The sequence below is a fragment of the Vagococcus sp. QWL-13 genome, assembly GCF_058683555.1.
Genome location: NZ_CM178746.1, coordinates 915,372 through 937,226, shown reverse-complemented (window position 1 = coordinate 937,226; position 21,855 = coordinate 915,372). Strand labels below are relative to the sequence as shown.

The window sequence follows — 21,855 nt, the reverse complement described above, 5'->3', positions numbered from 1 at the left end:
AAAGCTGAAACATTAAAAAATGTTCCAGCTTTAATTTTTATCTAATTTCTGCCGAGTAATCCTTTTCCAAGGCTGAGGTGATTTTTTCCACAGCTTGAGTCACTTCTTCGTCAACTAAAGTGCTTTCCGGATTTTGGAATGTAAGAGAATAGGCCAAGGATTTTTTAGATTTTCCAAGCTTTTCCCCTTCAAAAACATCGAACAAATGAACATCCTTTAGATAAGCACCGCCTCGTGCACGAATCGTATCTACCAACTGCTGATTGGTGATGGTCTTGTCAACAAGCAACGCAATGTCACGGCTGACTGTCGGATACTTGCTGACTTCTTTGAAATCAAAATTCTTCAGTTCCTGGGCAAACAATAGATCCAAATCAATCTCACAAACAAAAGTCTCACGGATATCATAAGCTTTGGCTACACTTGGGTGAAGCTGTCCTACGAACCCAATTACTTCATCATTTAAAATCATTTTGGCTGTCCGACCCGGATGCAGTTCACTGTATTCGGCTGTTGATTCATAGCGCACGTTTTCAGCACCTAACATGGCCATCAGATTTTCCACAATCCCCTTCAACAAGTAAAAATCAACGGATTGATTTGATTCGCTCCAAGCTTTTTCACGCCATAATCCTGTCACCGCCAGTGCCAAATGCTTGCGCTGCTCGGGAATTTCTTTCTCTTCTTTTTGAATAAAAATATTTCCGATTTCGTAAAGGGCAACATTTAAATTTTTACGGGCAACATTATAAGACATGTCTGTCAGCAGACCGCTAATCAAGCTCTGACGCATCACATTGTGATCTTCGCTCATCGGCGAAGCCAGTTTGACGTTTTCTCCTTGATGGATAGCAAACTGTCCTGCTTTTTCTTCAGTGGTAAGAGCGTAACTGATGGCTTCTGACAAACCGCTGCCTTCCAGCACATCTCGTATTTCACGAATCAGTCGTTGATTGACTGTCAAACCGCCGGGAAGAGCTTCTCCCTTGGGCAAGGTTGATGGAAGATTGTCATAGCCGTAGATTCGGGCCACTTCTTCCACGATATCTTCCGGAATTTTAATATCCCAGCGGCGCGGCGGGATATTGACGACATAATAGCCGTCATTTTCCGAGTAGATGAAACCTAGTGCATCAAATATTTCATTCACGTCAGAGAGGATTAACTCCGTCCCTAACAACTGATTGATTTTTTCAAGCGGGATTTCCACAAATATTTCTTCCGGCAAAGTCTCCGAAGCAACAATTTCTCCGGCAACAACTTCACCATCTCCCAGTTCTGCCATCAGCATCGCAGCATACTCTAAAGCATCCCGAACAGTTGCCAAATTAATGCCTTTTTCAAATCGGGCACTTGATTCGCTGCGGAGATTGAATTGAGCAGAAGTTTTACGAGTCAGTGCAGGATCGAAACTTGCCGCTTCGATAGCAACTGATGTGGTCTCTCCCGTCACTTCTGAATCAAAACCACCCATCACTCCCGCCAAGGCAATCGGGACTTGTCCGTTAGTAATCATGATATTGTCCGGTCCGACTTTTCGTTCCACATCATCTAAGGTCACCAAAATTTCTTCCGGCAATCCGCGACGGACTAAAATTTCTTTTGAACCGATTTTATCATAATCAAAAGCATGGAGCGGTTGCCCAAACAATAAGAGCACATAATTAGTCACATCTACAATATTGTTATGGGGACGAATGCCAGCATTCATCAAACGCGTCTGCAGCCATAAAGGACTTTCTTTGACAGTGATATTTTCTACCACACGCATCCGGTAGTTAGGTGCATCCTTCTCGTCCTCAACTTTAACAGTCAGCAAATCTTGAATTGCTGTGGTGTTGCCTTCTTTCAAAGTTTTCTTATCAAATTCAGGTTTTTGACGATAGATTGCCCCCACTTCATGAGCAACCCCCATCATACTCAATGCGTCCGCACGGTTAGGTGTTACTGACAACTCGATGATCGGATCGTCCATCCCTAAATAAGAAAATACATCCTCTCCCACTTTGGCATCAGCAGGCAACACATAGATACCGTCTGCATACGCTTTGGGAATCACGCTTTCAGGAAAACCCAGCTCTTCAAGGGAGCAAATCATCCCCATGGAAACTTCTCCGCGCATTTTACTTTTTTTGATTTTGACATTGCCGACAATTCTCGCACCGGGTAATGCTACGATGACTTTTTGACCGGCGGCCACGTTAGGTGCTCCGCAAACGATTTGATAATCTTCTGCTTCTCCCACATCAACTTGACAAACAGAAAGATGGTCACTATTTTCATGACTTCTGCATTCCTTTACGTAACCCACAACAATTTTTTTCAAACCATCTTGGAGAGTATTGACTTTTTCCACTTCTATCCCTGTCCGGGACATTTTATCGGCTAACTCAAGTGCTGAAGTTTTCGATAAATCTAAAAAATCTTGCAGCCATTTATATGACACTAACATCTTAATTCGACTCCTTTACTTTAAATTGTTCAATGAAGCGCAAGTCATTCAGGTAGAAGGAACGAATATCAGTGACTCCATAGCGCAGCATGGCCACTCGATCGGGTCCCAAACCAAAAGCAAAACCGCTGTAAACTTCCGGATCGATGCCGGACATTTTCAATACATTGGGGTGGACCATACCGGCACCTAAAATTTCTATCCAACCAGTTTTTTTACACACACTGCAGCCTGTACCACCGCATTTGAAGCAGCTGATATCCACTTCGGCTGATGGTTCAGTGAACGGGAAATAACTTGGACGCAAACGGATTTCCCGATCTTCGCCAAACATTTTTTTCAATAAGACTTCTAAAGTTCCCTTTAAATCCCCCATGGTGATATGTTCATCCACAACCAAACCTTCGATTTGATGGAATTGATGACTGTGGGTAGCATCATCATTGTCCCGGCGGAAAACTTTCCCTGGACTGATCATACGCAACGGTCCCTTTGAAAAATCATGCACTTCCATTGTTCTGGCTTGGACTGGCGAGGTGTGCGTCCGTAGTAAAAGTTCTTCCGTCACATAAAATGAATCCTGCATGTCGCGGGCCGGATGATTTTTTGGAATATTCATTCTTTCAAAATTATAAGCATCTTTCTCAACTTCATAACCTTCAATCACTTGATAACCCATACCGATAAAAATATCTTCGATTTCTTCCATGATTTGCGTCAGGATGTGTCTTGTGCCCTGTGGGATTTTTTTACCGGGAAGAGTCACATCTAGTGTTTCAGCTGCCAAGGCATCATTTAATGCTTGAGCTTCCAGTATTTCTTTCTTTTCTTCAATTTGCTGGGCGATTTTATTTTTGATTTCATTGGCAAAACTTCCCACCACTGGTCTTTCTTCTGAGGTTAAATCTTTCATTCCTCTCAAAACCTCCGTGATTGGCCCTTTTTTCCCAAGAATATTCACACGAATATTGTTTAAAGCATTTAGATCCACTGCCTCGTCTATTTCAGCAATAGTTTTTTCTTTTAGTTTTTCCAACTGTTGTTTTAAAGACATCTTTTTTCTCCTTTTCTTTTATACGTTGCAATTTTCAGCAGTATAAGACTGCCTAAAATAATTCTCCGATTGATTATTTTTCCTGAAAATAAAAAAACTCCGTTCCAATTATCAGGAACGAAGCTTCGCGGTACCATCCTAGTTCATCATAAAAATGATGCTCTCAATCAATTGTTAACAGTGTTTTTCACCGGCTTAGATATTGGCTAAGCAACTCCGGAAGTGAACTTCATTTAACCTACACTTAGTCTGCTCTCAGTCGCCGGCAAACTATTCCTGTGAGTGTCAGATAAACTACTCTTTTCCATCTCTGTTCATTCTTATTTAGTTATCAGTCTACAAGAAAAACAGATAAAGGTCAACCTACTCCGGCAGAATCATCCATTTTTCAGCCCATTTTTGAATTTCTTTCATTGCGGTTTTCAAGTCGCTGCCTTTTTCCGTTAAACGATATTCAACCTTTTTGCCATTTTTTTCATCAGCGATCCGGTCGACAATACCGCAAGCTTCCAATTCTTTTAATCTTTCTACCAGTACCCGGTCACTAATGTTCGGTATCTTATCAGCCAGTTCTCCAAATCGCTGAATTCCATCTTCTAAGAGAACATCGATGATTAGACCATTCCAGCGTTTGCCTAAAAATTCAAAAGTTTTTTCAAACTTCGGGCACATTTGAAACTGTCTTTTTTCACACGCTTGCTTATCCAACATTAGTCCCCCTCCCTTAACTTTCTCAAATTATAACATAAAAAAATAATATTTTTAACTATTCTCCTTTGAAAAACAAAAAAGAGCGACCGTCCTGACGGTCACTCCATGAGATTTCTTAGCTTGCCATGCTGAAGAAAGCAACAAACTTATTTTTAGCAGTATAATAAGTCGGTGACAGCCCTTCATACAAAGCGCAATATTTATCCACAAAAGTAACAATATAGCTTTCTTTGTATTTAGGAGGGGCGATGGTTGCTAACCACATATGTTTCACAATAATATCTTTCTCCAAATCTGACAAATCAGTTAATTTTTCAGCATTTTTTACTGCCATGCGGGGGTGAACGTAAGCATGAGTGCCTTCGTCAAATTTTTGATCACGCCAATCATAAAAAAAGAGGTCGTGAAGCAACCCTGCACGTGCTGTCGCTCTGGCATCGCCATTCCATCTTTTTGCCAAGCGGTAGCTTAGATATGAGACATTGATTGAATGACTCAAACGTGTTTCTGAACGGTGTTGCTTAAATTCTGCCAAACGCTGAACTTCTTCTGTGTAAATCAAATCTTCAACATAGGACATATACTCGTGATCATTTTGCCAGTTCAAATTCATTCTCTTATCATTCCTCATATTTAATGTACCTTTTGAAACGGTACTTTCCATATAATAGCACCTTTCGGCCAAAGTTTCCAGCAGAGCAGATTCATCTTAATATTTTTGTAATATTTTCTCCTGCAATCTATACATCAAAATCCCTGCTGCAACAGCCACATTAAGAGATTCCGCCTTCCCTCTAATCGGGATATACAAATTCGTCTCTGTCAATTGCAGAAAACTTTCAGATACCCCTTGACCTTCGTTGCCCATGATGAGCGCAAAGTTTTTTTGGGGAGTAAACTCTGTATAGACCTTGGCTTCTTTATCTAAAGCTGTCCCTAAGAGCTGAACGCCTTCTTCTTTAAGTAAAGGTAAAAACACTTCGAGATTTTTTCGGACCACAGGCAAATGAAAATGACTGCCTTGTAGCGAACGCTGCACTTTCCCTGAATAAATATCAGCACAGCCTTCTCCAAGAACCACGCCCGCATACCCAGCAGCGTCTGCTGTACGAATCATCGTACCCACATTTCCCGGGTCTTGTACACGATCCAAAATCAACAGTGGACCTGCTAACGGAAAAGACAGTGATTTCCCCTGTTGTTGGAGAACTGCAACAATCCCTTGAGGAGTGGGCAAAGAGGAAATTGATTTCATCACTTGCTCGCTAACTAAAAAAATATCTTTGGCTGCTTCCAACAACTGGGAAGTGTCATGACCGGTCATATATTTTTCAGTCACAAAGATTTTTTTCAAATCCAAGGCTTCTTTCAATGCTTCTTGGACCAAATGCTCTCCTTCTATTAAATAATCCCCCGTTTGTTCACGGTATTTGTTTTGTAAAAGTTTCTTAGTTTCTTTGACAGTTGCATTTTGCAAGGAGGTAATTTCTTTCATTATCTTCTTCCCTTCTTCACGAAGCATTATAGCATGATAATTCTTTCTCTTCTAGTTATTTTAACTTGTTAAAACTCCTTAATTTTTGATATGATTAAGGAAAATAATAGCTGGATGCGATTACAAAAATGGAGTAGAAAATAAAATCGTTGCTTTGAGTCATTTGACAAGAAAATCCGGCAACTTCAAATGATAGAATAGACTTTCAAAAACAAAAGGGAGTGAGGGTACATGAAAAAAGTAAAAATGATTGTCTCCGGCCGTGTGCAGGGCGTAGGTTTCAGATTTACAACCAAAATGGTGGCTGACCGTTTAGGCGTTAAAGGATATGTTAAAAATCTGGATGACGGCTCCGTCTATATCGAAGCCATCGCGGATGAAACTACTATGGAAGAGTTTATTAAAAAGATAAAGGCTTCCCCTTCCCCCAGTGGACGGGTTACTTACAGCAACGTGGTAGAGGACGATGGGATTAAAGAGCGGCGGAATTTTGACGTACTTTACTAACTTTTTGATAAATCAATTGAAAAGTTCCGCATTTTGACTTATAGTTATCTTTACGTGAATAAATAAATAGAAGGAAGAGTTGCATGAAAAAATTTAAAAAATGGCTGATTGCTTCCGGCCTTTTCGGTATGATGCTGACACTGTCAGGCTGTGTACAAACAATTAAAAGCGGTCCGAACGCCGGCGAGCCTACCAAAGAAGGCTGGGTCTACAATCTTCTCGTTCGTCCCATGGGCAGTGTCATCGACGCTTTGGTACAAGCATTTGATGGGAACTACGTTTTAGCTGTCATCATTTTGACAGTGATTGTGAGGGCAATCCTTTTTCCTCTGATGATTAATCAGACCAAAAAATCTACCTACACAACTGAAAAGATGGCACATTTGAAACCTCACATCGATGCTTTTAACGAAAGAATCAAAGCGGCTACCACCCCTGAGGAACAAGTGGCAGCCAACAGAGAGCTGCAAGAATTTAATAAAGATCACAACATCAGCCTCTTTAACAGCATCGGCTGTCTGCCTTTATTGATACAAATGCCGGTTTTTACTGCGCTGTTTTATTCCATCAAGTATGCCAGCGGTGTTGATGAAGCCGCACCGTTCTTAGGAATCAATTTATCAGAACCTAGTCTGGTATTGACCATCATTGTCGGCCTTTTATATCTGGGACAAGCTTATCTCGGGACAATCGGTCTTGATGAAGCACAGAAGAAACAGATGCGTTCAATGATGTTTATGACACCAATCATGATGATTATGATTTCATTTTCTTCCCCTGCCGTAGTAACTATTTATTGGGTGGTCGGAGGTGTGATCGGCAGTCTTCAAACCTTGTATACTAATCTGGTGCAAAAACCAAAAATACGTGCACAAGTTGAAGAAGAAATCCGCCTGAATCCGCCGAAACCGATAAAAGTAAAACCTGTTAAAGAAGTAAAACCAAACGGAGCGGCACCTGCCGGAAACAGCGGGATGAATCAAGGCAAAGGAAACAAACTGAATGCCAGACCTAAAAAGGGATTAAATGCGGGACGCAAACAAAATATCCGCAGATAGCCTTTTATCGAAAAAACTATAGCATAAGCAAAAACCGGCAAGGAATCATCCTTGCCGGTTTTTTTGTCTTTAACGTTTAATATTTAAGGGATTAATTTTTCTTTGATTGCATCGATTATACTCGCACAATTTATGGATGCTTGCAAAGGCATTACGTTGCTTTCCGTCAATCCTTTCGAAAAACAGTCCATCACATGCTGGATTTCTCCATAAAAATCATCCTTATGATAAGGAATCTCATAAGTTTCCGCCTCATTTCCCTTTTGATTCAAAAAGACTGAGAAACGGCTGCCGCGATGAAAATCAGGCATGACGATTTTTCCTTTGGTCCCGTTGATTACTGCTTCCACAGGCAAGTTGCGGTCAAAAGCTGATTCCAGCCGACAGGTAATCTTGTCATCTGTCAGCACAGCGTTAACATAAGTTTCAACGCCGCTCGGATGCAATGTATAGTCCACTTGTTGGACAGACAGTGGTCCGTTTGTAAAATCTTCGATCAGACCGGCATTATAAATCCCCATGTCGAGTAAACACCCTCCCTGAACCGGCTCATAAAAATACCCGGAATCTGTCTCAGGTACCAACCGGCAAAAGCTGGTAGAGATGTCCGTTACCTCACCGATCACACCTGCTTTAATTAGTGAAGACATTTTTTGATAGGCCGGCACAAAACGGCTTTTCATTGCCTCCATGAAAAAGAGCTGATTTTCTTGCAACAAGGTCTTTATTTCAAGCATTTGAGACAAATTAAGCGTTGCCGGCTTTTCACAGAGAACGGCCTTTCCATGCATTATGGCACGCTCTATCCATTTCTTATGATAAGAATGTGGCAAAGCAATATAAACGATAGATACATTAGGATTTTTTAAAAGCTCCTCATAATCATCATAAATTTTTTCACAGGGATATACCGATTGGAAAGCCCGTGCTTTTTCCAACGTTCGATTAGCCACAGCATACAAATTCCCATTTTCAGTTTTTGCTAAACTGCTGGCAAATCGGTGTGCAATATTTCCTGCCCCTATGATTCCCCATTGGATCATTCTCATTCCCCCAAAAATTTTATAGTTTAAAAAATCTTGTCTCACCAGTCACAGTAAAAGCTAGTATCTTCATGCGGAAAAAACGGTGAAAGACAAAAAACATTGATAAAAACAGTGTAACATAAGAATGTATCTTATCGATTCCTTTTACTCCCAAATGCTATTAAAATGCTAAAAAATCAAATAAGCTCCCGCCTCTCTCTCAAAAAAAATTTCTCAAGAAAAAACACACGAAGTCACTTGCTTCATGTGCTTTATTGAATATAAGGTGTGGCTCCTAATCTTTTTTCAGAGGCAATGTAATCCTGAACACTGACCCTTTTTCCAAAACACTGTCGGCATGGATTGTCCCGCCATACGTCTCCACTAGTTCTTTAGCAATAGACAGACCTAAACCAGTGCCTCCCTTATGTCTGCTTCGTGCCTTGTCTACCCGGTAGAAACGATTGAAGACCTGATCCAATTCTTCTTCGCTGATTCCTTCTCCAAAATCTTGGATGGCGATTTCAAGGCTTTTGGGGTTATAAGACACTGACAAATTAACTTCTTTTCGATCCAAAGAATATTTCACAGCATTGTCCATGATAATAATCAAAATTTGTTCAAAGTGGTTGCGATAAATCTTGACGTGCATTTCCTGGTCCAAATCATCATCCAAAATAAAAGTAAAATCCGGATACAGTAACACAAAATTATTGTAACATTGATGAACCACTTCTTTTGCGTTGGAGACATCATTTTTATGATGCAATTCCACCTGACCCATACGAGACAAATCAAGCATTTCCTGAACCAGAGTTTTCATACGGCTGATTTCCTGAAGCGAAGCTTGTAAAGACTCTTCCAAAATTTCCGGGTCATCTTTTCCCCAACGGTTCAACAACTGTAAATGCCCTTCGATTACTGCAACCGGTGTCCTAAGCTCGTGGGAAACATCCCCTACAAACTGTTGCTGCTGTTCGATAAAACGCTGCATCCTGTCAATCATATCATTGAACACCAACGCCAAATCAGCAAACTCATCCCGTTGTTTGATTTCCGGAATTCGGGCATCTGTTTGAGGATCTGCTTTGATTTCATTCATTGTCGCTGTAATTTTCTTTAGCGGACGCAGAAAATAATTTGACAACAAAAATCCCAGTACCAGACTGATAATCAAACCGCCGATAATCAGTAAAATCAATGTTTTAAATAGGTGACTGCGAACTTCATCTACTGAGGACAAATTATAAAACAATTGAATATAACCTATCTTTTCACCTGATTCCTTTGAAAATATCGGTTCTGTGGCCAAAAATCCCGAAGTGTCGTTCAGCACAGTTTTTTCCAAACTTTTTTTCTCATTGCCTACATAAGAATAGTTGGTGTTTTTGGTTTCAAATACTAATTTTTTGCTTTTATTGTAAACAGAAACGCTTAATTCCGGTAAAGACAAATCTGAAATAAATGAGTTTAGACGAATCAAGTTGGCCTCCAGTGTTCGCTCTGTCGGTTCGCTCGTCAGCTGTCCGCCGCTTTCGCCTAAGTAATACGCTGTATTTCGAATGGTAAGTTCCAGGTTAGAAATTGATAAACGTTTTTCGATATTTTCCGTTACCTCGGTCACCTTTTCTCTTTCCTGTGAGATCAAGGTGGACATACTAGATTGATAAGTTACCGCTGAAAAGATGATTACACTGATGAAAACAAAAGCGGAAGTAAGCAAAGTCCACTTGACACTTAAGGGCAAGTGCAAATGAACTTTGTCTTTCAACCAAGTATAAATTTTTTTCATCAGGATCTCATCACATATCCAGTACCGCGAACGGTTTGGATATAGCTGTCTTGTCCCGGTAAATCAATCTTGTTTCTAAGGTAACGAATATAAACGTCTACCACATTTGTTTCAACTTCTGTTTCATAACCCCAAACTTTTTTAAGCAAAACATCACGAGCTAAGACCACATTGACATTTTCCATCAATGTCAGCAGCAGCTCATATTCGCGTTTTGTCAATTCGATCACATCATTATCGCGGCGAACAATCCGATTTTCTTTTTCAATCGTCAAATTGCGATAGCTGATGGTGGTCTGTTTTGTAATATTCCGGTCGCCTTCAAAATCTATCCGGCGCAGCAATGCCCGCAGACGGGCCAAAAGTTCTTCGATAGCAAAAGGCTTGACGATATAATCATCTGCTCCGTGATCTAACCCCGATACACGATCAATGACAGAATCACGGGCTGTCATCATGATGATAGGTGTATCCTTAGTTTGTCGGATGCGTCGGCAGACTTCGATTCCGTTTAATTCCGGCAGCATCAAGTCCAACAAGATGGCATCCCAATCACTGCCTAAGGCCGCCTCCAATCCCGTCCGACCATTATAATGTACTTCGACCTCGTAGCCTTCATGCTTTAATTCAAGTTCTACGAAGCGAGCCAGATTTTTTTCATCTTCTATGATTAAAATTTTATTCATTTCGGAGCAATTCCTTTCATTTCATTAGAAATATTCTCACACAACTCATATTATAGCGATTAATCTAATAAAAAGCTATCATTCACTAGCAATAAATAGGAAAAGGCTGATAAATCTGTTTAGATTTATCAGCCGATACATGCTCTTTAGTCGACATACCACTCGTGATGGAAAATACCTTCTTTGTCTTTACGTTCAAAGGTATGTGCACCAAAGTAGTCTCTTTGTGCTTGGATGATATTTGCAGGCAGGTCTGCACTGCGGTAAGAATCATAATAAGCAATAGCAGATGAGAACGTCGGTACTGGCACCCCTGCTTGTATCGCGGCTGCCACGACCTCACGGACTGACTGTTGGTATTTCTGCGTCACATCATTGAAATACTCATCCAGAAGCAGATTTTTCAGTTCAGGATTGCGGTCATATGCGTCAGTGATTTTCTGTAAAAACTTAGCACGGATGATACAGCCGGCACGGAATATTTTAGCGATATCCCCATACTTCAAATCCCAGCCGTATTCTTCGCTGGCAACTCTTAACTGGGCAAACCCTTGGGCATAACTCATGATTTTACTGAAATACAACGCTTCGCGGATTTTTTCTATAAATACTTTTTTGTCTCCCGCAAAAGGTGTCACATCAATTCCTTTAATCTTGCTGCTGGCTTCCACACGTTCTTCTTTTATTGCGGAAATGTAGCGGGCAAAAACTGATTCTGTGATTAAAGGTAATGGCACCCCTAAGTCTAATGCACTCTGGCTTGTCCATTTTCCTGTTCCTTTATTTCCCGCAGTGTCCAATATGACATCCACTAGTGGTTTCCCTGTTTCATCATCTTTGTGAGTCAAAATATCAGCTGTGATCTCAATCAAATAGCTGTCCAACTCACCAGTGTTCCATTCTTTAAAAATATCAGCCATTTCGTCTACGGATAAACCTAATAGACGGGACATGATATCATAAGATTCCGCAATCAGCTGCATATCGCCATATTCGATGCCGTTATGGGCCATCTTCACATAATGACCAGCACCGTTAGGACCAATATAGGTCACACAGGGTTCCCCGTCTTCCTCAGCCACAGCCGCAATTTTTTCAAAAATCGGTGCAACTAAATCGTAAGCCTCTTTCTGCCCTCCAGGCATGATTGACGGTCCTCTTAACGCTCCTTCTTCACCACCGGAAACGCCAGTACCGATAAAGTTGATACCAGAGTCAGCCAGCTCTTCATTTCGACGGATAGTGTCTTTAAAGAATGTATTTCCTCCATCAATCAAAATATCCCCTTTATCCAAATGAGGCAGCAAACTTTGAATCGTTAAATCTGTTGCTTTTCCAGCTTTTACCATCAACATGATTTTTCTTGGCTTTTCTAAAGATGCCACGAACTCTTCTACTGTGTAAGTGGGCACCAGTTTTTTATCCGGATGCTCAGCTGCGACTTCTTTCGTGCGCTCTCCTGTTCGATTAAAAATAGAAACACTGTAGCCGCGACTCTCAATATTCAGGGCAAGATTTTTACCCATCACTGCCATACCAATGACACCGATTTGTTGTTTAGACATGTCGAACCTCCTAAAAGTTATATTGCAAATAACTCACATTCACGTTTCTAATTATACATTATTTAAAGATTGATGAAAACATTTCGAACCATGAAGTTGGTTGAGACCCGACAATTTTTTATTTCCCTTAATAACTGACCATGCTTTCTTCAAATGCTGTAATCAGTTCTTCGTGGGCCATGGTGATGGAAATATCATCCAAGCCTTGAATCAGTTTGTTTTTCCATGTCGGATCGATGTCAAAATGAAACGTTCCTACGGAGGTTTTTACTTCCTGCTGTTCCAAATCAACAATAATCTCTTCCTCTGAGCTGATTCCTGCAATTTTTTCCCGTGACTCGCGGGGCAAAACAATAGGAAGCAAACCATTTTTGATGGCATTCATATAAAAAATGTCACTGTAGCTTCCAGCAAGGATTACTTTAAAACGGTAATCCATCAGCGCCCATGCCGCATGTTCCCGCGAAGATCCACAACCGAAATTTTCTCCTGTTACTAACACTGTGGCTTCCTGACGGTCCGGCTGGTTCAAAATAAAGTCCGGGTTTTCACTTCCGTCTTTTAAAAAACGCCATTCGTCAAATAAATTTTTACCAAACCCTTTTTTCTCGATTCGTTTTAAAAATGATTTAGGAATAATTTGATCTGTATCGATATTATCATTCATCAAAGGGACTGTTTTTCCCGTGTGTACTTTAATAGCTTCCATTTATAGCCAATCTCCTTCCCTAACATCCACAAAGGTGCCTGAAACAGCGGCAGCCGCTGCCATAGCCGGACTGCACAAGTGGGTCCTTGCTCCTTTACCTTGCCGGCCCTCAAAGTTACGATTTGAAGTCGAAGCACAATGAACACCTTCCGGTACCTGATCTGGATTCATTCCCAAACACATGGAGCAGCCCGGCTCCCGCCATTCAAATCCGGCTTCTTTGAATATTTTATCCAAACCGATTTTTTCTGCAGCCTTTTTAACGGGACGGGAACCCGGAACAACAATGCCTGTGATGTTCTGATGGATTTTTTTCCCGTCAACGATGCGGGCGGCTTCTTTCAAATCAGACAACCGGCCGTTGGTACATGAACCAATAAACACATAACCTAAATCAATCTCAGAAACTTTTTGTCCTGGACTTAGAGCCATATATTGATAAGCACGTTCATCATTGACATTTTTTATTTCCGGGAAATCAGCAGAAAAAGGCACAGCCATTCCCGGATTAGTTCCCCAAGTAATCATCGGCTCCAACTGACTGGCGTCCATTTCGATAAGATGATCATACTGGGCATCCTCATCGGTATAGAGAGTTTTCCAGTCCTCAATGGCAGCAGCCATATTTTCCGGTGCATACTCACGTCCTTGAACATAATCAAAAGTAGTTTGGTCAGGAGCAATCATCCCCATCTTGCCGCCACCTTCGATAGTCATGTTGCAAATACTCATCCGTTCTTCCATCGTTAGACCTTCAATTGTGTCTCCAAAAAATTCTATTGCGTAGCCTGTTCCAAAATCCACTCCATAAGTAGCGATCAGATACAAAATAATATCTTTTGCATAAACCCCTTTAGGCAATTTTCCAGTGATATGAATCCCCATATTTTTAGGTTTGCTCTGCCAAATCGTCTGTGTGGCGAACACGTGCTCCACCTCGCTTGTGCCGATACCAAAGGCAATAGCACCAAAAGCGCCGTGGGTTGCCGTATGGGAATCTCCGCAGACAATTGTTTTCCCCGGCTGGGTCAAGCCGGTTTCAGGGCCCACCATGTGCACGATACCCTGCCGTTCACTGCCGTTGCCGCACAATTCAACACCAAATTCTTCACAATTTTTTTCCAGAGCCTCTATTTGTTTCTTGGCTACCAAATCGGTAATATTATAAATATCTTTGGTTGGTACATTATGATCCATGGTAGCAAATGTTTTTTCGGGACGTCTGATTTTCCGGCCGTTTTCTCTCAACCCTTCAAAAGCTTGGGGAGAAGTAACTTCGTGAATCAAATGCAAATCAATATACAACAGTTGTGGTTCTCCAACTTCACCGTAAACAACGTGGCGATCCCACAACTTATCGAAAAGTGTTTTTCCAGATTTTTCCATACATAAAACTCCCTAACCTTTTATTTTTTTGATGACCGCTGCTTCAAATTCGCTGGTAGTTGCTTTTCCGCCCAAATCGCTAGTCAAAATACCCTCAACCATCACTTCGTCACATATTTTTTCCAAATCGTCCGCCATTTCATGCTGTCCGAAAGATTCACGGAGCATCATCGTCACAGATAAAATCATCGACATCGGATTAGCAATGTTTTTCCCGGCAATATCCGGCGCAGAACCGTGAATCGGCTCATAGAGCGAAGGTCCGTTTTCACTGTGGCTCGCACTTGGCAGCATTCCTAAAGAACCGGTGATGACTGACGCTTCATCGCTTAGAATATCGCCAAATAAATTCTCTGTGACAATCACATCATAATATGCCGGTTGGGTAATTATTTTCATGGCAGCAGAATCCACCAGCTGATGTTCCAGAGCGACGTCCGGATAGTCTTTAGCAACTTCTTCTGAGATTTTCCGCCATAGTTTACTGGTCGCCAACACATTAGATTTGTCCACTGAAGTAACTTTTTTCTTTCTATTGCTTGCCATATCAAAAGCTTTTTTAAGGATTCTCCGTATTTCTTCACCAGTATAAGGACAAGTATCCACCGCATAGTCCTCTTCTAACACGCGCGGTGTACCAAAATAGATACCGCCAGTCAATTCACGAACGACGACAAAATCACTGCCCTTGACGATTTCTTCTTTTAGAGGAGACAAGTGGGCGATGGCTTCCGGCACTCGGATAGGTCTGACATTGGCAAAAAGTCCCAGCGCCTTTCTCAATTGGAGCAATCCCTGCTCCGGTGTTTTCTCAGCTTGTTCCCATTTTGGCCCGCCGATTGCCCCTAGTAAAATGGCATCTGCTTTTTGACAAGCTGCTAAAGTTTTTTCAGATAAAGGTTCCCCTTCCTGATCAATTCCGGCACCTCCGAATGGGAAACTTTCTATTTCATAATCAAAATCAAATTTCTTGCTTGCTTCAGCCAGGATATTCAATGCACTGTTCATAATTTCTGTTCCGATACCGTCACCGGGTAATGTTACAATCTTTTTCTTTGTCATTTTTCCACCTCTTAATATGATCATGCCTGCTCACTTGATGCGTGAGAGCAAGCTTGTAAATAAGCTTTTGCTGATGCTTGAAGCACATCAAAATCGATGCCCACACCGTTAAAAAATTCGTTGCTTTTGGGTTTTGAAATCGTCACATGGACTTCTGCCTGTGCATCTTCTCCCCCGGTAATCGCGCGGATTTGATAATTTTCAAGCATGATGTCCTCATCTACCAGACGATTGATCGTGTTATAAATCGCTTGAATGCTTCCCGAGCCGACTGCCGAATCAGTATAGGTCTCGTCCCCTTCTTGAATCGTCACGATGGCTCCTTGGCGGCCATTGGACACGTATTGCAATTGCAAACTATTCAAAAGATATTTATCCGCTTTTTCGTAGGCTTGGCCCAAAACAAGTGCATGGAGATCATCTACCGTTACTTGTTTCTTTTTGTCCGCCAAATCTTTAAAACGTTTAAAACTTTCAGTCATTTCACTTTCAGACAGCTGGTAGCCCAATTCGGTCATTCTAGTTTTAAACGCATGTTTGCCAGAAAGTTTACCCAAAGGCAAGGAATTGGTTGCTACCCCTACCAGACTAGGAGTAATGATTTCATAAGTATTTGGATTTTTCAATACCCCGTCTTGGTGAATCCCCGACTCATGAGAATATGCATTCAAACCAATAATCGGTTTGGTAATCTGGACCGGGACACCGGAAATGCGGCTGACCAAATCACTGGTGCGTTTTGTCTCTTCAAAAACAATATTACTTTCACATTGATAGAAATCCTTTCGCACATAAAGTGCCAGTGCCACTTCTTCGATGGCAGTATTGCCAGCGCGCTCTCCGATGCCGTTGATTGTTCCTTCCACACGGGTTGCACCATTTTCAATCGCAGCCAGGGAATTAGCTGTGGCCATCCCCAAATCATTGTGGCAATGAGAAGAAAAAATAATGTCATCAAAATTAGCAATATGCATTTTTAGAAAATTGAATAGCTGCCCGTACTCGGTCGGATTGGTATATCCAACAGTATCAGGAATATTGATAATCGTAGCACCCGCATCTATAGCTGTTTGAACTGCTTGCAGCAAAAATTCTTTTTCCGACCTTGTAGCGTCTTCTGGTGAGAATTGAACTTTATCAAATTTAGATTTGGCGTATGCCACGTGCTTTTTGATAGAGCTGAGAACTTCCTCCCTTGTCATATTTAGTTTATCTCTCATATGAATCTCGCTGGTGGCAATGAACACATGTATTTGCGGATGATTCGCATGCTGCAGGGCTTCATAAGCACGATCGATATCTGCTACTGCACATCTGGCTAGTCCAACTACTGTGGTTTTTGTCACGGCTTCCGCAATCGCTTTGACTGCTTCAAAATCTCCTTGAGAGGAAATCGGAAAACCGGCTTCGATGGCATCGATACCATAAGTCTCTAATTGTTTGGCAATTCTTACTTTTTCGCTTGTGTTGAAGTTTACCCCAGGGGTTTGTTCTCCGTCACGCAATGACGTATCAAAAAACTGGATTTTTTTCATGATGACACCCTCCTAAATTGTTTACTTTTCCTTTGTTCTTTTCGTGTAGCAATAATCAAATGAAGACTTGCAGCATTTTTTTCAAACAAAACCCGAGCAATTTTTTAATTAAATCATTAAAAAAAGCATCTCACAATGTGAGATGCCAGCCCCACATCGTTGAATGCAGAAATAGGGCCACAGGTATTTTTTCCCGTCAGCCCTTACGATAATAATAAAAAGAAAACTTTTCTGTTTGTCCTTTTAATCATCTTTCTGTACTCCTTCTTCTTTGCAGGTTATTTGGTCTGCTGTTACTGAAATCATAAAATTTAAAATTTTCTGAAAATTCAGAATTCAAGTTAATTAAAATAATATTAGTTTATCATGAGAAAGTCAAGCATTTTTTCAATAAACCTGCAAAAACTTACATTTTCCAAAAATAATCTCATGTTTTTTATTCGTAAATGGGTTACTAAGTGGCTGAAAAAGAATCTCTCATCAAATAAACATAAAAAACCCGTTAGACTCCATGGTTGTCTAACGGGTTTTCAACATTTTCAAAAAATGTCTTATTCTTCTGTTGCGTTTGTTACATCTTTTCCATCATAATGACCACACTCTGGACATACATGGTGGCTGCGTTTCATTTCACCACAGTTTGAGCAGACGCTCATACCAGGTACAGATAATTTATAATGAGTACGACGTTTTGCTTTTTTTGCTTTTGAAGTTCTTCTTGCAGGTACTGCCATTGAACTACACCTCCTTCAACTCTTCCTACTGCAGTAAATGCAGTATATCTACTCCAATCTTACGATTCATCATCACTAGCTTCGTTATCATCTAACAAAGCCGACAATGTCGCAAAACGAGGATCCAAAATTTCTTCTTGAGCTTGTTCCTGTTGTCGATAGTACTCTTCTTCTGACATGATTTTCCAAAATTCACCTTCAGGCATTTTGTCAGATCTTTTTTCTTCTTCTGTCAATACCTGCATTGGAATATTCAGCAACACATAATCTTCGATTGCTTCACGTAAATCCAGCGTATTGGTTTCCAGTACTATGACATCTTCGTAGCCTTCAATTGTTTTTACCAGCTCATATTGCTCAGGTTTCATATACACTTCGTCGATCAAAAATGTCATTGGATAGTTTACAGGTGTCAGCGAACGGCTGGAAGGAATCTCCAACTCTAACTCTACTTTCAGCTGTGCTTCGTAAGATGTTTCATCAACATTTAAAAAGCCGGACACTTTTGCTTCACCGGCGCTTAAAATGGTGTCATCCCGAGCCATCAATGATTTTTCTATATCGATTTTCGTGTCGATTTTTAATGGATTGCCTTGATACTTCCGCAACTCCAGCAGCGACCATTTCATCCTTATCACCTCTTGCGCAACAAAAATAATTATACTAGGTTCGATTTTCTTTGTCAATCAAATTTTCTTGACAGCTTGTTTCTCTATGATCCGGCAGACTGATAATGTCTCAGGCCAAAACGCCAGAAACCATAGGCAGCCAAACTGAATACGCCGACCCCTAAAGGCGCAAAGAGATACCAATCATTGGCGGACTTGTCAATAAGATAGAGAAATGGATAATACTGAATCAAAGCGTACGGTATAACGTATGTGACGAACTTCAATACTTTTTGTCCATTCTTTAGCTTTTTTCAAGAGACTAGAAATTGAAAATGCCTTTGCAAATATTTTCTCGATTTCATAAATTTTTTAGTGCTTTCTTAATCGTCAAAGTTGAAGTTGGCGAAAATCAAGCACGGTATTTTAATCAGACCTTGGATTTGAAAAATTTCCAAACATCTCCAACACAAAACAAGCCCCTTGGAATTCTCTTCCAAGGGAGCTTTATTACAATCTAAAATATTCAAGTTTTCATTTATTCTTGATGTCGCCGGTTAACACCGACCATTTTGATTTCTTTTGACAAATAACGAATCCGTTCCATAATTCGTTTAGCCTTCAACGGTTCATCGTCTCCGCGCTGAGACTGACGTAAGTGTTCATGTTCCAACTGGTACATATCAAAATTGGAACTGAAAAAAGTCGGAAGTTGTTCCTGCATGCGATATTGCAGAATCACGCCTAAAATATCATCACGAACCCAAGGTGTCATGGAATCTGCACCGATATCATCAATCATCAACACAGGAGATTTTTTCACCTCATCCATTTTTTCACCTGTAGTGTTGTCTCCAATAGATTGTTTCATCTCTACCGCAAATGTAGGAAAATGGACAAGTGTGGTTCTGAAACCGTGTTGCGCCAACTCATTAGCAATCGCACCCAGCAGATAAGTCTTTCCTACACCGAAAGACCCTTGTAAGTACAGCCCTTCCTGAAATATTTTAGGATTAGTTTTATAAGCAGAAATGAAGTTGTAAGCTTCTTCAACGGCTTCCATTCTCTCTGCCGTCAAATGAAATTCGCTAAGCTTGGCTTCCCGTACATCTTTGGGGATATCTACTGCTTTCACGCGTTGGCGGATTGCTGCTTCCTTCTGTTTTTCCAACAGCTCTTTGGTAGGCACATACGTCACGTCAATCGACCGGTAATTCAAAAATAATTTCGGTTCATAGCCCGGAGCAAGCATGGAGGGATCGCCCATTTCAAATTTTTCACGCTCTTGAACAAATTCGTAAAGCTTGGCGTAGCTTTTTTCAATCACTTCTTCTGTCACAATGTCCTTATGCTCCTCAATAAATTCCTTTACCTGAGGATGACTTACAACTTCTGAAACAAGCCGCTGAAACCGGTCGTTCCATTTATTTTTGCGGATAATTTTTCCCATTTCTTCTCCAACATGCTCCATGTTATTCACCTTCTTCTGTCCCATTAAATGTATTCAACCTAGCTTTAAATGCTTTGATTTCTTCTTCTGACAAAGGGGTCTCTTTCACGTCCTGATCCGCCCATTCAGGCAGAGTCTCTGTCCGGACATTCTTCTGATAATAGTTCCGCTTGGCAGTCTGAGGTCTCTTTTTTTGAGACGGGCCGTTTGTTTTATTGACGATACTTTTGACTTTTTCGATTGCAGCTTCCGGCGAAAGGACACCTGATTGCGCCCAATCGTTGGCAATCGTGTTGGCCAACTTTGCAACGAAAGTCGGCTCATTTTTCACCACCAAAATATAGTGAATCAAAATATTGATGACTCCGTCGGGCAAACCGGATTGTCTGACCAGATTCTCGACCGCCCATCTTTCTTCGTTGGAAACAAACCCTTTTTTCTGTTCTTTGATGTCTTGAATGAAATTCAGCGGGGCGCTTTCCTCACTTGTCAAAATCACACCGATTTCCCCGTCAGAAAATCCCTGCTGTTTCAAACTGCTGCTTCTCTTTCCCATCTCGGTAACAACATTTCCTGATTGAAGAGCAGGACTCCCCAACTGTTCTTTAGTATGATGTTTTTTTACGAAAGAGTGTTTTAATTTACTCAGCTCAAGTTCACTTTTAGTGTAGTCCACAAAAGGCAGCAGATTTTCTTTCATCTCTAACTCATTGATGCCGTAGAGCTGATGTAAAAGCAAAATCAACTCTTTCACTTCACCTGATAAATAGCCGGGTTTGAGATGGAGCTCTTTTGTCACCGATAAAAAGTATTCCCAGTCAAATGTCTTTGAAGTAAGCTGGATTTCAGGCTGATACACAGTCGCCGTTTTGTTTTTTGCATCGGATAGTTCTTTCGGGGCAGACAACAGACGTTCCCCATTGAACTGATAAGTTTCAACAAACTTGCGGGTAGTTTCATGATAATCAGCAGGAACTTTCTCTTGAAAAGCAAATTCCTCCACCAACCCTTTAAAACGGCGTTCTCCTACTTTGTCCAAAAGCAGCAGCGTCAACACATCATCCTGAAAAAAAGTCCGATATGACAGCGGAGCTTCAAGACGGTAGATAAATTTTTTATTATGGTGTTCTTCTTTTTCAAAGACCCGCAACAATCCCAATCCTTCTAAGCGGTTGCGTCCTTGATAAAAAGTCGGGATATCAATATCCATTTCATTCAGAAGATCTGCATGAAACATTTCTCTGCTTTCCTTATCGTTAGATTGAATCATTGTCAAAAACAAATGATACAGACTGAAAGCTACCACGCCGATTAAAGGCTGATAGAGAAAGCTTAACGTTTTTTTATCCACATCTGATACCACTTGTCCTTGCTGCACAAAAAAAGTATCTTTTGGCTTCACATTTTTCCATGCCTGATTCAACAATGTCAACTCCTAATCATTTTCCTCATCTTTTGGATTATTGGAGGTTTGGCCTTTATTTACCATCTCCTGCATCTCTTCGATAAAGACTCCTACATCTTTAAATTGGCGGTAAACACTGGCGAATCTGATATAGGCGATTTCATCCAAGTCGACCAGATATTCCATCACATACTCGCCGATCAAAGTGGTCGGCACCTCATTTTCACCGAGAGCCCGCACTCTGTTTTCCACTTGATCCACAACATTTTCCATTTGTTCTAAAGAAACTGGACGTTTTTCCGCTGCACGAATCAATCCCCGCAGAATTTTTTCCCGGTTGAATTCCTCCCGCTTGCCGTCTTTTTTAATAACTAATAAAGGTGTCGCTTCAATTCTCTCAAAAGTTGTGAAACGAAAGCCGCAAGCTTCACACTCTCTCCGTCTGCGGATCGCACGTCCTTCATCAGCTGGACGACTGTCCACCACTCTGGAGCCATTATTTTGACATTTTGGACATTGCATTTTTTTCACCCCTTATAGATTTTACGTTTTCGTAGTCTATTCAAACTAGCCATTCTGTACTAGTCCTTCTGTCTTTTATTGTACCATGAAAAACAATGA

The 21,855-nt window shown here is 41.0% G+C and carries 21 protein-coding genes; 2 read left to right on the top strand and 19 right to left on the bottom strand.

Annotation, left to right across the window (positions count from 1 at the left end; genetic code table 11):
• Window positions 1-37: 37 nt before the first annotated feature.
• The 5 genes from pheT to AC4PHI_RS04375 all read right to left on the bottom strand — a co-directional run bounded on the left by pheT (window position 38) and on the right by AC4PHI_RS04375 (window position 5,712).
• Window positions 38-2,452 (bottom strand): phenylalanine--tRNA ligase subunit beta, encoded by a 2,415-nt coding sequence (pheT, locus tag AC4PHI_RS04395; protein WP_492201103.1) that lies wholly within the window; start codon window positions 2,450-2,452, stop codon window positions 38-40.
• 1 nt (window position 2,453) lies between these two features.
• Window positions 2,454-3,506, bottom strand: a complete 1,053-nt coding sequence (pheS, locus tag AC4PHI_RS04390) for a phenylalanine--tRNA ligase subunit alpha (RefSeq protein WP_492201102.1) — start codon at window positions 3,504-3,506, stop codon at window positions 2,454-2,456.
• A 363-nt stretch (window positions 3,507-3,869) separates the two neighbouring features.
• Window positions 3,870-4,217 (bottom strand): winged helix-turn-helix transcriptional regulator, encoded by a 348-nt coding sequence (locus AC4PHI_RS04385; RefSeq protein WP_492201101.1) that lies wholly within the window; start codon window positions 4,215-4,217, stop codon window positions 3,870-3,872.
• A gap of 115 nt (window positions 4,218-4,332) precedes the next feature.
• Complete coding sequence (locus AC4PHI_RS04380) at window positions 4,333-4,830, bottom strand: HD domain-containing protein (protein WP_492201100.1); 498 nt, start codon at window positions 4,828-4,830, stop codon at window positions 4,333-4,335.
• 96 nt (window positions 4,831-4,926) lie between these two features.
• Window positions 4,927-5,712 (bottom strand): TrmH family RNA methyltransferase, encoded by a 786-nt coding sequence (locus AC4PHI_RS04375; RefSeq protein ID WP_492201099.1) that lies wholly within the window; start codon window positions 5,710-5,712, stop codon window positions 4,927-4,929.
• A 231-nt stretch (window positions 5,713-5,943) separates the two neighbouring features.
• Between AC4PHI_RS04375 and AC4PHI_RS04370 the strand changes: the two genes are divergently transcribed.
• Window positions 5,944-6,219, top strand: coding sequence for an acylphosphatase (locus tag AC4PHI_RS04370; protein WP_492201098.1), 276 nt, complete (start codon window positions 5,944-5,946; stop codon window positions 6,217-6,219).
• An 83-nt stretch (window positions 6,220-6,302) separates the two neighbouring features.
• Complete coding sequence (gene yidC, locus AC4PHI_RS04365; RefSeq protein WP_492201097.1) at window positions 6,303-7,277, top strand: membrane protein insertase YidC; 975 nt, start codon at window positions 6,303-6,305, stop codon at window positions 7,275-7,277.
• An 83-nt stretch (window positions 7,278-7,360) separates the two neighbouring features.
• Here the strand turns inward: yidC and AC4PHI_RS04360 are convergent, their stop codons facing one another.
• The 14 genes from AC4PHI_RS04360 to nrdR form a co-directional block, all read right to left on the bottom strand.
• Window positions 7,361-8,365, bottom strand: a complete 1,005-nt coding sequence (locus AC4PHI_RS04360) for a Gfo/Idh/MocA family protein (protein ID WP_492201096.1) — start codon at window positions 8,363-8,365, stop codon at window positions 7,361-7,363.
• A 232-nt stretch (window positions 8,366-8,597) separates the two neighbouring features.
• A complete protein-coding gene (locus AC4PHI_RS04355) occupies window positions 8,598-10,094 on the bottom strand; it encodes a HAMP domain-containing sensor histidine kinase (protein WP_492201095.1) in 1,497 nt (498 codons plus the stop codon).
• Complete coding sequence (locus tag AC4PHI_RS04350; RefSeq protein WP_492201094.1) at window positions 10,094-10,780, bottom strand: response regulator transcription factor; 687 nt, start codon at window positions 10,778-10,780, stop codon at window positions 10,094-10,096. Before AC4PHI_RS04350 ends, AC4PHI_RS04355 begins: the two co-directional genes overlap by 1 nt.
• Before the next feature lie 146 nt (window positions 10,781-10,926).
• On the bottom strand, window positions 10,927-12,345 hold the full coding sequence (gene gnd / locus AC4PHI_RS04345) for an NADP-dependent phosphogluconate dehydrogenase (RefSeq protein ID WP_492201093.1): 1,419 nt from the start codon (window positions 12,343-12,345) through the stop codon (window positions 10,927-10,929).
• 127 nt (window positions 12,346-12,472) lie between these two features.
• The gene (gene leuD, locus AC4PHI_RS04340) at window positions 12,473-13,054 is read right to left on the bottom strand and encodes a 3-isopropylmalate dehydratase small subunit (protein WP_492201092.1); all 582 of its coding nucleotides are present in this window, start codon (window positions 13,052-13,054) and stop codon (window positions 12,473-12,475) included.
• Window positions 13,055-14,440 carry a 3-isopropylmalate dehydratase large subunit gene (gene leuC, locus AC4PHI_RS04335; protein WP_492201091.1) on the bottom strand — a complete coding sequence of 462 codons (1,386 nt, stop codon included), beginning with the start codon at window positions 14,438-14,440 and terminating at the stop codon, window positions 13,055-13,057. It lies immediately after the preceding gene.
• 12 nt (window positions 14,441-14,452) lie between these two features.
• Window positions 14,453-15,502: a 3-isopropylmalate dehydrogenase gene (leuB, locus tag AC4PHI_RS04330; protein ID WP_492201090.1), complete on the bottom strand. Its 1,050-nt coding sequence runs from the start codon at window positions 15,500-15,502 to the stop codon at window positions 14,453-14,455.
• 20 nt (window positions 15,503-15,522) lie between these two features.
• Entirely contained in the window at window positions 15,523-17,037 is a 1,515-nt protein-coding gene (locus AC4PHI_RS04325) for a 2-isopropylmalate synthase (RefSeq protein WP_492201089.1), read from the bottom strand.
• Window positions 17,038-17,588: 551 nt separating this feature from the next.
• Window positions 17,589-17,771, bottom strand: coding sequence for a 50S ribosomal protein L32 (gene rpmF, locus AC4PHI_RS04320; RefSeq protein WP_492201088.1), 183 nt, complete (start codon window positions 17,769-17,771; stop codon window positions 17,589-17,591).
• Window positions 17,772-17,830: 59 nt separating this feature from the next.
• Window positions 17,831-18,400 carry a YceD family protein gene (locus tag AC4PHI_RS04315; protein ID WP_492201087.1) on the bottom strand — a complete coding sequence of 190 codons (570 nt, stop codon included), beginning with the start codon at window positions 18,398-18,400 and terminating at the stop codon, window positions 17,831-17,833.
• An 83-nt stretch (window positions 18,401-18,483) separates the two neighbouring features.
• A complete protein-coding gene (locus tag AC4PHI_RS04310; RefSeq protein ID WP_492201086.1) occupies window positions 18,484-18,666 on the bottom strand; it encodes an ABC-2 family transporter protein in 183 nt (60 codons plus the stop codon).
• Between the two features lie 251 nt (window positions 18,667-18,917).
• Window positions 18,918-19,850, bottom strand: coding sequence for a primosomal protein DnaI (dnaI, locus tag AC4PHI_RS04305; RefSeq protein WP_492201085.1), 933 nt, complete (start codon window positions 19,848-19,850; stop codon window positions 18,918-18,920).
• 1 nt (window position 19,851) lies between these two features.
• Entirely contained in the window at window positions 19,852-21,252 is a 1,401-nt protein-coding gene (locus AC4PHI_RS04300; protein WP_492201084.1) for a replication initiation and membrane attachment family protein, read from the bottom strand.
• Between the two features lie 12 nt (window positions 21,253-21,264).
• Window positions 21,265-21,756: a transcriptional regulator NrdR gene (gene nrdR / locus AC4PHI_RS04295; protein ID WP_492201083.1), complete on the bottom strand. Its 492-nt coding sequence runs from the start codon at window positions 21,754-21,756 to the stop codon at window positions 21,265-21,267.
• Window positions 21,757-21,855: the final 99 nt, after the last annotated feature.

Excerpts from the sequence above, each read along its gene's own strand:
- pheT (WP_492201103.1), bottom strand. The coding sequence starts at position 2,452 with ATGTTAGTGTCATATAAATGGCTGCAAGATTTTTTAGATTTATCGAAA.
- pheS (WP_492201102.1), bottom strand. The coding sequence starts at position 3,506 with ATGTCTTTAAAACAACAGTTGGAAAAACTAAAAGAAAAAACTATTGCT.
- AC4PHI_RS04385 (WP_492201101.1), bottom strand. The coding sequence starts at position 4,217 with ATGTTGGATAAGCAAGCGTGTGAAAAAAGACAGTTTCAAATGTGCCCG.
- AC4PHI_RS04380 (WP_492201100.1), bottom strand. The coding sequence starts at position 4,830 with ATGAATTTGAACTGGCAAAATGATCACGAGTATATGTCCTATGTTGAA.
- AC4PHI_RS04375 (WP_492201099.1), bottom strand. The coding sequence starts at position 5,712 with ATGAAAGAAATTACCTCCTTGCAAAATGCAACTGTCAAAGAAACTAAG.
- AC4PHI_RS04370 (WP_492201098.1), top strand. The coding sequence starts at position 5,944 with ATGAAAAAAGTAAAAATGATTGTCTCCGGCCGTGTGCAGGGCGTAGGT.
- yidC (WP_492201097.1), top strand. The coding sequence starts at position 6,303 with ATGAAAAAATTTAAAAAATGGCTGATTGCTTCCGGCCTTTTCGGTATG.
- AC4PHI_RS04355 (WP_492201095.1), bottom strand. The coding sequence starts at position 10,094 with ATGAAAAAAATTTATACTTGGTTGAAAGACAAAGTTCATTTGCACTTG.
- AC4PHI_RS04350 (WP_492201094.1), bottom strand. The coding sequence starts at position 10,780 with ATGAATAAAATTTTAATCATAGAAGATGAAAAAAATCTGGCTCGCTTC.
- gnd (WP_492201093.1), bottom strand. The coding sequence starts at position 12,345 with ATGTCTAAACAACAAATCGGTGTCATTGGTATGGCAGTGATGGGTAAA.
- leuD (WP_492201092.1), bottom strand. The coding sequence starts at position 13,054 with ATGGAAGCTATTAAAGTACACACGGGAAAAACAGTCCCTTTGATGAAT.
- leuC (WP_492201091.1), bottom strand. The coding sequence starts at position 14,440 with ATGGAAAAATCTGGAAAAACACTTTTCGATAAGTTGTGGGATCGCCAC.
- leuB (WP_492201090.1), bottom strand. The coding sequence starts at position 15,502 with ATGACAAAGAAAAAGATTGTAACATTACCCGGTGACGGTATCGGAACA.
- AC4PHI_RS04325 (WP_492201089.1), bottom strand. The coding sequence starts at position 17,037 with ATGAAAAAAATCCAGTTTTTTGATACGTCATTGCGTGACGGAGAACAA.
- rpmF (WP_492201088.1), bottom strand. The coding sequence starts at position 17,771 with ATGGCAGTACCTGCAAGAAGAACTTCAAAAGCAAAAAAAGCAAAACGT.
- AC4PHI_RS04315 (WP_492201087.1), bottom strand. The coding sequence starts at position 18,400 with ATGAAATGGTCGCTGCTGGAGTTGCGGAAGTATCAAGGCAATCCATTA.
- dnaI (WP_492201085.1), bottom strand. The coding sequence starts at position 19,850 with ATGGAGCATGTTGGAGAAGAAATGGGAAAAATTATCCGCAAAAATAAA.
- nrdR (WP_492201083.1), bottom strand. The coding sequence starts at position 21,756 with ATGCAATGTCCAAAATGTCAAAATAATGGCTCCAGAGTGGTGGACAGT.